This window comes from Dyella sp. SG609 (genome assembly GCF_012275375.1).
Lineage (GTDB): Bacteria > Pseudomonadota > Gammaproteobacteria > Xanthomonadales > Rhodanobacteraceae > Dyella_D > Dyella_D marensis.
Map to the genome: position 1 here is coordinate 106,451 of NZ_JAAZQJ010000012.1, position 12,365 is coordinate 118,815.

Below are 12,365 nucleotides of genomic sequence, written 5' to 3' on the forward strand. Positions count from 1 at the left end.
GCGCTGCCGGGTGCCGTGTTGTTGGGGTTCACTGCGTTCACCCCAACCTACGGCGCTCCAGTCGGGGTGGAGGAGTGGCACGTGAGGCGATGGCATACATTCGGCTGCTTGATGCTGGCATCCCTGTGCGGCGGGTCCGCCGTGGCCGGGCAGGTGGTCGATCTCGGCCAGCCCTCCGCCAAGGTCGCGCTCGAACAGGTGCAGCGCGGCGCCCATGAAGTGCGCGATGGCGCCGCGGTGCTGCAGCCCTTCGTGTTTCAGCCCGCTGCCGCTCCGCATCTCACGCTCGCACCCGCTCAAGGCAGCTGGGACTGGAGCGCCCAGGGCGAACTGCACCTGCGCGTGCAGAGCGGCATGGCCTGGGCGGTAACGTTGCGCATCGATATCGACGGCGCCGGCAAGGATCAGGCGCTGCACGCCACGGTTGGCATTCCTGCCGGCCCTCCGCAGACCGTAGTGGTGCCGCTGCATGCCGTCTCGCCACGCGCGCAGGGCATGCAGGCGGGGCCGCCGATGCCGTACGAGCGCAAGGGCCAGCGCGTGCTGGTCGCCACCGTGGTCGAAGGGCAGCTCGATCTGCACAAGGTCGCTGCAGTGCGCCTGAGCATGCCTGCGCCGCAAGCCGCGCAGACGTTGCTGTTCGGCAAGCTGGAGACGATGTCTGGCGACGCTGCGCTGCGCGACGCGTATACCGCCATCGTCGACGCCTACGGCCAGTACACGCGCGGCCAATGGCCGGAGAAGATCGACAGCGATGCCGCGCTGCGCGCCGCGCAGGCCAAGTCCGTTGCGGCGCCGTCGCCGGCGAAGCGCGATCCCTACGGCGGCCGCACCGACCTGCCTGCGTTCAAAGCCAACGGCTGGTTCCACACCGAGCGCCGCGACGGCCGCTGGTCGCTGGTGACGCCGGACGGCCATGCGTTCTTCTCGCTCGGCGTCAATGCGGTGACCACGGAGCAGCGCAGCTACGTGCAGGGACGCGAGTGGATGTTCACCGGCCTGCCGCCCGACAGTGGCGCCTGGCATGCCTTCTACGGCAGCGGCGACAACCGCTCGCCCGATGCGCAGGCCGCCGCGGGCATCGGCTACAACCACGGGCGCTGGTTCGATTTCTACGCGGCCAACCTGTATCGCCTCGACGGCGCGGACTGGCCGCAGGCCTGGCGCCAGCGCACGCTGGCGCGCCTGCATGCGTGGGGCTTCAACACGCTGGGCAACTGGAGCGACGAGGCGCTGGCGGGCGAGCGCACGAATCGCCTGGCTTACACGCGTTCGATCGAAGTCGCCGGCGTATTCGGCAATGTCTCCAGCGGCTACGACTATTGGGGCCGCATGCCGGATCCGTTCGACCCGCGCTTCGCGCAGGCGGCGGAAGCGGCGGCGGTGAAGGCCAGCAAGGGCGTGGCCGGCGATCCCTGGCTGCTGGGTTATTTCGCCGACAACGAACTGCCGTGGGCCGGCCAGGGGCCGCAGGGGCGCTGGGGCCTTGCGCTGGGCACGCTGCGCGGCGAGGCGCGCAGCGATGCGAAGCAGGCCTTTATCGCGGCGCTCAAGCGCAAGTACGGCGAACCGGCGAAGCTGGCGGCGGCGTGGGGCATCGCATTGCCTTCATGGGATGCGCTCAACGCCACGGGCTACAACGCGCCGCTGCCCAGCGAAGCGCATCCGGCGGTCGCCGCCGACTACAGCGCCTGGCTGCGGCAATACGCCGAGCAATATTTCCGCGTGGTGAGCGAAGCGCTGCACAGGCACGATGCGCATCATCTGTTCCTCGGCGGCCGCTTCGCGGTGAACACGCCGGAAGCCGTCGCTGCCTGCGCGCGCTACTGCGACGTGCTCAGCTTCAACGCCTACACCGACGTGCCGCAGCACGGCGTCGACATGGCGGCCATCGCCAAGCTCGGCAAGCCCGTGATGCTCACCGAATTCCATTTCGGCTCGGACGACCGCGGACCGTTCGGCCGCGGCGTGGTGCCGGTGTGGAACGAGGCGCAGCGCGGCGAGGCGTATGCGCGCTACGTGCAGGCCGCGGCGCAGGACCCGAACGTGGTCGGCGCGCACTGGTTCGAGTACACCGACCAGCCGGTAAGCGGCCGTACGCTGGACGGCGAGAACTCGCACGTCGGCCTGGTCGGCATTACCGATATCCCGTTCGGGAGCTTCGTCGACGCGGTGCGCAAGGCCAACGAGCAGGCCGGCGCGCGCTGATCAGTCGAGCCTGATCAGCCGAGAGAGTGTTCAACCGACGAGGCTGGTCACCGCGCCGAACACCACCAGCATGATCACCGCCACCGCCAGGCAGGCGCTGGTCGGCTTGATGCGACGCGCATCGATGCGCGGCACCAGCCGCCACAGCAGCGCGGCGCCGATCAGCATGTTCAGCACGATGGCGGCGCGCCAGCCGGCGGTGCGCAGCAGGGCCAATGGGTCCACCTGCGCGCCGTGCTTCATCAGCACGGCGCCGCCGACGATCACGTCCAGCAGCATCCACAGCAGGCAGGCCAGGTAGGTGCGGTTGAACACCACCGGGCTGCGTTCGATCCAGCGCAGCACCGCCCACGCGATGATCGCCAGGAACAGCGCGCCGATGCTGCTGTAGAGCACCCACCACAGCAGGCTGCTGAGCAGCACCAGGAAGGTGTTCATGCCTGCTCCCCGCCCAGGCCCAGGCGGCGCATCAGCTTGTCCAGCAGCCAGGCGGGACCGACCAGCAGGTAGGAGAGGTCGGTGAGGAAGCTGGGGCGGCGGCCTTCGATCGCATGGCCGACGAACTGGCCGACCCAGGCCACCGCGAACACCGCCACCGCGCTCCAGCGCAGCACGCCGGCGCCGTACTGCGCGTGGATCCATGCGGTGGGCAGGTCCAGCAGCACGAACACCACGAACATGGCGCCGCCCATGCGCCGCGAATGCTTCCAGTAACAGGCGAAGGCCAGCACCTGCGCGGCGACGGACCAGAAACCCGGGCGGCCGAGCAGGGCCGGCACCGGGATGGTCCACATCAGCGCGATGGCGCTCCACAGGATCAGCGGCACGCACACCTCGTGCAGCCGCTGGTTGACGGGGTGGCGATGGTCGCCGGCGTAGCTGTCCAGCCAGGGGCCCAGGCCGGTGCGCGGTTCCGCGGTGCGCATGGCGGCGCTCAGCCCAGCTCGATATCGGCCAGGCGGCGCAGCGCCTCGGCGTACTTGGCTTCGGTGCGGCCGATCACCTCGGCCGGCACGCGCGGGCCGGGCGCGGTCTTGTTCCAGTCCAGCGTTTCCAGGTAGTCGCGCACGAACTGCTTGTCGTAGCTGGGCGGGCTGATGCCCACCTGGTATTCGTCGGCCGGCCAGTAGCGCGAGGAGTCGGGCGTGAGCATCTCGTCCATCACGTAGAGCTTGCCGTCTTCGTCGGTGCCGAATTCCAGCTTGGTGTCGGCCAGGATGATGCCGCGCCCGGCGGCATAGGCGGCGGCCCACTTGTAGATGGCGAGGGTGGCCTCGCGCACCTGTTCGGCGAGCTCCGCGCCCACCGCGGCGACCACCGCGTCGAAGCTGACGTTCTCGTCGTGGTCGCCGACGGCGGCCTTGGTCGACGGGGTGAAGATCGGTTCCGGCAGCTGCTGCGCCTGCTTCAGGCCCGCCGGCAGCGCGATGCCGCAGACCGCGCCGGTGGCCTGGTAGTCCTTCCAGCCCGAGCCGATGAGATAGCCGCGCGCGATCGCCTCCACCGGCACCGGTTTCAGGCGGCGGGTGACCACGGCGCGCTTCTCGTACAGGGCCAGGTCGGTGCCGGCGGGAAGCACCTCGCTCAGCGGCGTGTGCAGCAGGTGGTTCGGCACCAGGTGTCCGGTCTTGGCAAACCAGAAGTTGGAGATCTGGGTGAGCATCTCGCCCTTGCCGGGAATCGGGTCGGGCAGCACCACGTCGAAGGCGGACAGGCGGTCGCTGGCCACGATCAGCAGGCGGTTGCCGGGCAGCGCGTAGACGTCGCGCACCTTGCCGCGGTGGAGCAGTTCCAGGCCGGGCAGATCGGATTGCAGCAGGGTGGTGGGCACGGCGGACTCCTGGGCGGTCAAGGCGGGCAAGCCCGCTATTGTAGCGGCGGGTGGGCCGCGGATCGCCGTGGCGGGGCTGCTAGTATGGGAGTCTTTAGCCCCTTACCTGTGTCGCCGATGCGCCTCGCCCTGACTGCGGTACTCGTTCTCGCCGCCAGCCTTCCCGCCGTTGCCGCCACGCCGCCGAAGCCGGCGCGGCTGGGCCTGTGCGCGGCCTGCCATGGCGAAACCGGCATCGCGCAGATTCCCGGCGCGCCGCACCTGGCCGCGCAGAAGGCCGAGTACCTGCGCGAGGCCCTCCGCCAGTACCGCGACGGCCGCCGCAAGGCGCCGATCATGCAGGCGGCGATCGGCCCGGTGAGCGAGGCGGACCTGGACGAACTGGCCCGCTGGTACAGCCAGCAGGCGCCGGTGAAGGCGCAGCCATGAGCATGTCCTGGACCCTGGTGCTGGCCTTCCTGGGCCTGGTCTTCGGCCACAGCCTGTCGACCATGATCGCCGGCGGCGTGGTCGGCTTCGTCATCGACAGCATGCGCCAGACCCGGCGCCGCCGTACCCCGTCCGAGGGCGGCTACATCGGCCCGCTGTTCGCCCTGCTGGGCGCGGTGGCCAAGTCGGATGGCCGCGTGTCGGAGGCGGAGATCGCCGTCGCCGAGCGCCTGATGTCGCGCATGGGCCTGCCGGCCGAGCAGCGCCAGCAGGCGGTGGCCGCCTTCAACGCCGGCAAGGCGCCGGAGTTCGACGTGACCCCGGCCATCGACGAGCTGCGCCAGTGGGTGGGCGTGCGCCGCGACCATGCCTTCCCGGTGCTGGACGTGGTGATCGACACCGTGCTGGCCGAGGGCAATCCGCCCCCGGAGAAAATGGCCATCCTGCGCCAGCTCGCCTTCGCCCTGCGGGTCAGCGACATGGAGCTGATGGCGCTGATGGCGATGAAGGGCTATGCCTGGAACGCTGGCGCCAACTACCGCGGCCAGGCCTATGGCAACGGCAACGGCTACGCGCCGCCGCAGCGCAATACCAGCGGCCCGGATCCCTACACCGTGCTGGGCATCGGCCGCGACGTCGACGACCGCGCCGTGAAGCGCGCCTACCGCAAGCTGATTTCCGAACACCACCCCGACCGCCTGGGCGACCTGCCCGAGGACATGCGCAAGCGGGCCGAAGCGCGCGCCAGCGAGATCAACGCGGCGTACGAGCGGATCAAGGCCGAGCGCGGGTTTAAGTGATGCGGGGAACGGGGATTGGGGAGCGGGGAACAGAGAGTTCCCGGTAACTTGATCCATCGTTACCCACTCGGAGTCCTCATCCGGCGCTGCGTAACCCGGTGCTAGGCTTTTCCCGTTCCCTGTTCCCCAATTCCAGTTCCCCGCCCCTATGAAACAGCCCAACGTCATCGCCCCCTCGATCCTCTCCGCCGACTTCGCCCGCCTGGGCGAGGACACCGCCAAGGCGCTGGCCGCCGGCGCGGACTGGGTGCACTTCGACGTGATGGACAACCATTACGTGCCCAACCTGACCATCGGCCCGATGGTGCTCAAGGCGCTGCGCGACTACGGCGTCACCGCGCCGATCGACGTGCACCTGATGGTCAAGCCGGTGGACCGCATCGTGCCGGACTTCGCCAAGGCGGGCGCCAGCGTGATCAGCTTCCATCCGGAAGCCAGCGAGCACGTCGACCGCACCATCGGCCTGATCAAGGATTCCGGCTGCCAGGCCGGCCTGGTGTTCAACCCGGCCACGCCGCTGAACTGGCTGGACCACGTGCTGGACAAGCTCGACCTGGTGCTGATCATGTCGGTCAATCCCGGCTTCGGCGGCCAGAAGTTCATCCCGCATGCGCTGGACAAGCTGCGCGAAGTGCGCCGCCGCATCGACGAGAGCGGCCGCGCGATCCGCCTGGAAGTGGACGGCGGCGTCACCGCCGACAATATCGGCGCGATCGGCGCCGCTGGCGCGGACACCTTCGTGGCGGGCTCGGCCATCTTCAATGCGCCGGGTTACCAGGCGGTGATCAAGGCCATGCACGCCCAGCTGGGCACCTGAGCCTGAACCGCGGGCAATAAAAATCCCGGCGCGGGGAAGCGCCGGGATAAGACGTCGGAACGACGCCAGAGGAGACCACGCTGGTTGCGCCCTACGCTCCTGCGGGTTCCACGGCAATGGACTCGGGCGCCACCGCAAGTTTTGACAGGGCATTCCCCGGATGGTTCCTTGCAGGACGAAAATATTTCCGCCGCAAGAAAAAAGCCCCGCGAGGGAGCGGGGCGGAACTCACCGTCCGGAGGAGGACGGGAAGGGGCACTCGATTGACGGTATCGCGGCAGGCTCCTTGCCCCGGCGGCCCGGTACGCCTCCCTGCGCACCGGCCGCCCATGCCTTCCACGGCAGCTCACTACAGAGTCGGGGTCAGTGGATGCTCATCACCAGGCCCAGCAGCAGGGCGCCCAGGGCCAGCACCACGCGCAGGGGTTCGAAGCCGCGCAGTTCGGCATTGGGGTCGGTGGGTTCGGGCTTGTTCATGGCGGCATCCGGGGTGCGTCGAAGTGCTGCCTATGAGGCGCCGGCGGCGGGCGCGCGGCCCGGCACGGTGCGGGCGAAGGCGCGATGGCGTCTGGCAAAACGCGGGCAGCGCCAGCCTCCGCCTTGCGCCGCGCGAGTCGGCATAGCACCCTGCGCGCCATCCGCACCGAGAGGGAACGCTCCATGGGCCGCAGCATTGCCATCGTCGAAGACGAACCGTTGATCCGCGCCAACTACGTCGAGGCGCTCAACCGCTTCGGCTACGACACGCGCGGCTACGGCTCGCGCCAGGAGGCCTCGACCGCCTTCGCCATGCGCCTGCCGGAGCTGGTGATCATCGACATCGGCCTGGGCGACGAACCGGAAGGCGGCTTCGACCTGTGCCGCGAGCTGCGCGCGAAATCGCCGACGCTGCCGATCATCTTCCTCACCGCGCGCGATTCCGATTTCGACGTGATCTCCGGGCTGCGCCTGGGCGCCGACGATTACCTGAGCAAGGACACCAGCCTGCACCAGCTGGCCGCGCGCATCGCGGCGCTGTTCCGCCGCATCGAGTCGATGAAGGCGCCGGCGTCGAGCGAGACGGTGATCGAGCACGGCCCGCTCAAGCTCGAATCCGAGCGCATGCGCATCACCTGGAACAACGAAGAGATCCCGCTCACCGTCACCGAGTTCTGGATGGTGCACACCCTGGTGCGCTTCCCCGGCCACGTGAAGAACCGCGACCAGCTGATGCGCGAGGCGGAGCTGGTGGTGGACGACGCCACCATCACCTCGCACATCAAGCGCATCCGCAAGAAGTTCATCGCGGTGGCGCCGGAGTTCGATGCGATCGAGACGGTGCACGGCGTCGGCTATCGCTGGCGTCCTTGATAGTGGCGGGGAACGGGGATCGGGGAACAGGGAACGGCGCGCGTTCCCGAAGAACTGATGCCATGGCTGCGACGTCCCGTTCCCCATTCCCTGATCCCCGTTCCCCAGCAACTCCATGACCCTCCGCCGCAAGCTCCTGCTCGTCGCGCTGTGCACCCTGGCCCTGCCCGTGGCGGGCTGGCTGTATGTGCGCCAGATGGAAACCCTGCTGCGCGAAGGCCAGGCGCAGGCGCTGGTGGCGTCGGCGCGCGCGGTGGCGCGCAGCCTGGTGGTGACGCATGCGCCGCTGCCGCCGGGGGGCAACGGGTGGTACGTGCAGCAGGCGGTCAATCCCATCACCGTCGATGGCTATGGCGACGACTGGGCGCCGCTCACGCCGTGGAGCCAGTCGCTGGACAAGCGCGGCAAGCTGCTGCTCGCCGAGGACCGCGACTGGCTGTACCTCTATGTGGACGTGCGCAGCACGCACCGCACCCGCGCCGACGCGGCCGACGCCAATGCGCTGGCGGCGGATCACCTGATCCTGGGCCTGCGCAAGGGCGGCCAGCTGCGCCGCTATCTGATCGCCAGTGCCGCACCGGGGCCGGCTACGGCGCGGCCGCTGGATCCGGCGCTGGAACGCTTCCCGGAATGGATCGCCGCGCAGTGGCAGGAAGACGGCAGCGGCTACCGCGTGGAACTGCGCCTGCCGCGCGCGCTGGGCCTGGACGGCCTGGGCGTGGGCATCTACGACGCCGCGGCGCCGGACAGCGATCCGCAGGCGGCCGACGTGCGCCCGCTGCTGGGCTATTCCGCCGAGCTTTCGCACGAACTGGCCCAGCTCGCGCCCGAGAATGTGCGCGCCCGCGTGCTGGCGCCGCAGGGCTGGCTGCTGGCGCGCAGCGGGCGCCTGGGCAGCACGGCGGTGCCGGCCGGCGAGCAGCCGGGCTGGTTCGCCTCGCTGGTGTACCGCTCGCTGCTGGCCAATCAACTGGAAGACGCCGAGCCCTGGACCGACGACGCCCCGCGCCTGGACGTGCGCGAAGTGAACGCCGCCGCCGGCGGCGCGCCGTCCACGCTGTGGCGCCAGGGCGAGGCGCGCGGCAGTGTGGTGCTGGCCGCGGCGGTGCCGGTGGAGCAGGGCGGCAAGGTGCAGGGCGTGCTGCTGCTGGAACAGTCCAGCCGCGCCGTGCCGCTGCTGGCGAACCGCGCCCTGCTCGGCCTGCTGGCCACGAGTTTCGGCGTGCTGCTGGTGGCCGGCGGCATCCTGCTGGCCTTCGCCACGCGCCTGAGCCTGCGGCTGTCGCGCCTGCGCAACGCCGCCGAGCGCGCGCAGGCCAACGATGGACGTCTGGACGGCCAGATGCTGGCGCGCTTCCCGATGACCGACGCGCAGGACGAGATCGGCGACCTGGCGCGCAGCTTCGAGCGCCTGTTCGAAGTGGTCGGCGGCTATACCGACTACCTGCGCACGCTGGCCTCCAAGCTGTCGCATGAACTGAATACGCCGTTGGCGATCGTGAAGTCCTCGCTGGACAACCTCGAACACTCGCTCACCGACCGCAACGCCCTGCCGCCCGAAGCCGCGCCCTACCTGGCCCGCGCCCGCGACGGCGTGGCGCGCCTGGGCACCCTGGTGCGCGCCATGAGCGAAGCCAGCCGGATGGAGCGCGCCATCGCCGCGGCGGAACCGGAAGACGTGGACCTGGCCGAAGTGGTGCGCGGCTGCGCCGATGCCTACCGGCCGCTGGCCGGCACGCGCCGCTTGGATTGCGTGCTGCCGGATGGTCCGCTGCGCCTGCACTGCGCGCCCGAGCTGATCGCCCAGGCGCTGGACAAGCTGTTCGACAACGCGCTCTCGTTCACCCCCGATGGCGGCTGGATGCGGCTGAGCCTGCGCGCGGCCGGCGACGGCGCCGAGATCGAGTTGGCCAACCAGGGCGAGCCTTTGCCGGCGGCGATGCAGGGGCGCTTGTTCGATTCCCTGGTGAGCCTGCGCGACAAGGCCACGCCGGGCGACGTGCCGCATCTTGGCCTGGGCTTGTACGTGGTGCGGCTGGTGGCCGAGCGCCACCATGGCGTGGCGTCGGCGCGCAATCTGGAGGATGGCAGCGGCGTGGCCTTCACCCTCAGCCTGCAAGGCATGCCGCGCCAGCGCCTGTAACGTAGGTTGGGGTGAGCCGGAGGCGAACCCCAACAATGCGGTGCGTTTGGACGGTGCGATGTTGGGGTTCGCCTTCGGCTCACCCCAACCTACGTCACGCTACCGGGGCTAGCGCCTCACCATCCATCCGCCCGCGCTGTGCAGCACCTGCACTTGCTGCACGGCCGGTGCGCCGCAGGTCTCCCCTTTGCACGGCACCAGCGTCACGCTCAGGTGCTGGTCGTCATCCAGTTTGAAATCCGCCAGCTTCTCGCTGGCCGCGCCTGCCGCATTCTCCAGCGCTGTGCCGATGAATACGCCGCTGCGGAACACATACAGCTGCAGGCTCGACGGATGGCAGGCGCGGTCGAAGCTCGCGGCGGCCTCGGCGACATAGGTATCGCCCTTGCGCTGCGCGCGGCCGGTGAGCAGGCGCTGGCCGCCGGTGAGCAGGAAGCGGTCCTCGTCGCTGCGTGCCGAGGGTGCGGCGGCGGCGCACTGGCCGGCGTTGGCGCTGGTGACGGAGGCGTCGTCGCCAGCGTCGTCGTCCTCGAATTCCAGCGGCTGCAGCGGCCGCGGCACATAGCGCTGCGCGGCTTCGGGCGCGCTGGCCGGCGCGGGCTTGTACAGCCACAGCGCCAGTCCGGCGGCGGCGATCACCAGCACGGCGATGGCCCAGCCGGGGACGCGCCAGGTCCGGCGAGGCGCGGCGGCGGCCGGGATCGGCGGCGGCATGGCGTGCGTTGCGTCGGTGGGCAGTGGCGGCGGCAACGGCTCGCCCGCGCCGGTGGGCGACCACGGGAACCACTGCTGCCCGCCGTCATGGCACCACTGGTCGCCGCCTTCGGCATAGCGCGCCAGCGCGGACTCCGGCAGCGGGCCGCGTACCTGGCCGGCGCGCAGCAGCCATACCAGCGGCGCGTCGTCGGGTTCCGGCCGCGCTTCCACGCCCATGTCTTCCAGCTGCGCGGCCTGGGCCTGGGCGGCGGACAGCTCCAGCCCGCGGCGGATCAGCAGCGGCGCGCGCCCGAACACGCGCTTGCGGAAATCCGCGTCCTGCATGCCGAACGCTTCGGCCATGCGGGCGTGCGCGCTGTCCGGGTCGTGGCCGGGCAGCAGGCGGCCGGTGAGCACGAGGCAGTACTGATCCATATCGGTTCCCACCGGGAGGCGCGGGTGCCGCGCCCATCCGCCCAAGGGTAGGCGCGGCGCCCGGAGCGGACAAGCACGAGCGCCGCCGCCACCGCGGTTATGCCTACAATGGCCGCCTTGAGTGTTCCCCGCATGGCTTCCCGGATTCCCACGACGTGAGCTCACCAGAGAAGATCGGCCGCGAGCAATTCGACGCGCTGGCCGCCCAAGGCCACACGCGCATCCCGCTGGTGCGCGAGGTGTTTTCCGACCTCGACACGCCACTGTCGGTGTACCTGAAACTGGCCGACGGCCCGTACACCTTCCTGTTCGAATCGGTCGAGGGCGGCGCCACCTGGGGACGCTATTCGATCATCGGCCTGCCGGCCCGGCGCGTGTACCGCCTGCGCGGCCACGAGCTGGAAGTGGAAGACAGCGGCGAAGTCACCGAGCGCCGCCACCTGGACGACCCGCTGGCCGAGATCGAGAAACTGCGCCTGCAGTACGACGTGCCGCGCCTGCCGCAGCTGCCGGCTTTCAGCGGCGGCCTGGTCGGCTATTTCGGCTTCGAGACCATCGGCTATATCGAGCCGCGCCTGGCGCGCTGGGACCGCGCCGACGAACTGGGCACGCCCGACGTGCTGCTGATGCTGGCCGAGGAAGTCGCCGTCTTCGACAACCTCAAGGGCCGCCTGTACCTGATCGTGCATGCCGACCCCGCCCGGCCGCACGCCTACGCCGAGGCGCAGCGCCGGCTCGACGCGCTGGTGCACCGCCTGCGCCAGGGCGGCGCCTCGTATCCGCAGCTCACCCAGTCGGTGGCGCTGGACGAGGGCGATTTCAAATCCTCCTTCACCAAGGAGGAATTCGAGGCGATGGTCGAACGCGCGAAGGAATACATCCGCGCCGGCGACATCTTCCAGGTGGTGCCTTCGCAGCGCCTGAGCGTCGGCTTCAACGCGCGCCCGGTGGACGTGTACCGCGCGCTGCGCGCCTTGAACCCGTCGCCCTACATGTACTTCGTCGATCTGGGCGGCACGCAGATCGTCGGCTCCTCGCCGGAGATCCTGGCGCGCCTGAAGGACGGCAAGGTGGTGGTGCGCCCGCTGGCCGGCACGCGCAAGCGCGGCGCCACCGAGGAGGAAGACCAGGCGCTGGAAGCGGAACTGCTGGCCGACCCCAAGGAGCGCGCCGAGCACGTGATGCTGATCGACCTGGGCCGCAACGACATCGGCCGCATCAGCGAGACCGGCAGCGTGGAGGTGAGCGAGTCCTTCGTGGTCGAGCGCTACTCGCACGTGATGCACATCGTGTCGCAGGTGCAGGGCCAGGTGCGCCCGGATGTCGGCTACATGGACGTGCTCAAGGCCACCTTTCCGGCCGGCACGCTCAGCGGCGCGCCGAAGATCCGCGCGCTGGAGATCATCCAGGAGCTGGAACCCTACAAGCGCAACATCTACGCCGGCGCGATCGGCTGGATCGGCTGGTGGGGCGACGCGGACACCGCCATCGCCATCCGCACCGCGGTGATCCAGGACGGCCGCCTGCACGTGCAGGCCGGCGCCGGCATCGTCTACGACTCCGACCCCACCGCCGAGTGGGAGGAGACCATGAACAAGGGCCGCGCGCTGTTCCGCGCCGTGGCGCAGGCGGCTAAGGGCCTGTAAGGCGGCGATG

At 70.1% G+C, this 12,365-nt stretch carries 11 protein-coding genes; 7 read left to right on the top strand and 4 right to left on the bottom strand.

The window, feature by feature from the left end; all coding sequences use genetic code 11:
• The first annotated feature begins 111 nt into the window (after positions 1-111).
• Positions 112-2,208 carry a beta-agarase gene (locus FHW85_RS18690; protein WP_168649262.1) on the top strand — a complete coding sequence of 699 codons (2,097 nt, stop codon included), beginning with the start codon at positions 112-114 and terminating at the stop codon, positions 2,206-2,208.
• Between the two features lie 30 nt (positions 2,209-2,238).
• Here the strand turns inward: FHW85_RS18690 and FHW85_RS18695 are convergent, their stop codons facing one another.
• Genes FHW85_RS18695 through FHW85_RS18705 form a run of 3 tightly spaced genes read right to left on the bottom strand, consistent with a single transcriptional unit; the run spans position 2,239 to position 4,039 of the window.
• On the bottom strand, positions 2,239-2,646 hold the full coding sequence (locus FHW85_RS18695) for a hypothetical protein (protein ID WP_167252641.1): 408 nt from the start codon (positions 2,644-2,646) through the stop codon (positions 2,239-2,241).
• Positions 2,643-3,134, bottom strand: coding sequence for an Mpo1-like protein (locus FHW85_RS18700; protein WP_168649263.1), 492 nt, complete (start codon positions 3,132-3,134; stop codon positions 2,643-2,645). The genes FHW85_RS18695 and FHW85_RS18700 overlap by 4 nt, the downstream gene beginning before the upstream one ends.
• 8 nt (positions 3,135-3,142) lie before the next feature.
• A complete protein-coding gene (locus FHW85_RS18705; RefSeq protein ID WP_167252639.1) occupies positions 3,143-4,039 on the bottom strand; it encodes a phosphoribosylaminoimidazolesuccinocarboxamide synthase in 897 nt (298 codons plus the stop codon).
• 117 nt (positions 4,040-4,156) lie between these two features.
• On the opposite strand from FHW85_RS18705, the gene FHW85_RS18710 reads away from it, so the two are divergent.
• The 5 genes from FHW85_RS18710 (at position 4,157) to FHW85_RS18730 (ending at position 9,578) form a co-directional block, all read left to right on the top strand.
• Positions 4,157-4,468: a c-type cytochrome gene (locus FHW85_RS18710; RefSeq protein WP_167252638.1), complete on the top strand. Its 312-nt coding sequence runs from the start codon at positions 4,157-4,159 to the stop codon at positions 4,466-4,468.
• Complete coding sequence (gene djlA, locus FHW85_RS18715; RefSeq protein WP_167252637.1) at positions 4,465-5,268, top strand: co-chaperone DjlA; 804 nt, start codon at positions 4,465-4,467, stop codon at positions 5,266-5,268. Before FHW85_RS18710 ends, djlA begins: the two co-directional genes overlap by 4 nt.
• A 148-nt stretch (positions 5,269-5,416) precedes the next feature.
• A complete protein-coding gene (gene rpe / locus FHW85_RS18720; RefSeq protein WP_168649264.1) occupies positions 5,417-6,085 on the top strand; it encodes a ribulose-phosphate 3-epimerase in 669 nt (222 codons plus the stop codon).
• Positions 6,086-6,745: 660 nt separating this feature from the next.
• Positions 6,746-7,435, top strand: coding sequence for a proteobacterial dedicated sortase system response regulator (gene pdsR / locus FHW85_RS18725; RefSeq protein ID WP_167252635.1), 690 nt, complete (start codon positions 6,746-6,748; stop codon positions 7,433-7,435).
• Positions 7,436-7,550: 115 nt separating this feature from the next.
• Positions 7,551-9,578, top strand: a complete 2,028-nt coding sequence (locus FHW85_RS18730) for an ATP-binding protein (RefSeq protein WP_168649265.1) — start codon at positions 7,551-7,553, stop codon at positions 9,576-9,578.
• Between the two features lie 108 nt (positions 9,579-9,686).
• On the opposite strand, the gene FHW85_RS18735 is transcribed toward FHW85_RS18730, so the two are convergent.
• Complete coding sequence (locus FHW85_RS18735) at positions 9,687-10,709, bottom strand: hypothetical protein (protein ID WP_168649266.1); 1,023 nt, start codon at positions 10,707-10,709, stop codon at positions 9,687-9,689.
• 173 nt (positions 10,710-10,882) lie between these two features.
• Between FHW85_RS18735 and trpE the strand changes: the two genes are divergently transcribed.
• Positions 10,883-12,355 carry an anthranilate synthase component I gene (gene trpE / locus FHW85_RS18740; RefSeq protein ID WP_343203557.1) on the top strand — a complete coding sequence of 491 codons (1,473 nt, stop codon included), beginning with the start codon at positions 10,883-10,885 and terminating at the stop codon, positions 12,353-12,355.
• Positions 12,356-12,365: the final 10 nt, after the last annotated feature.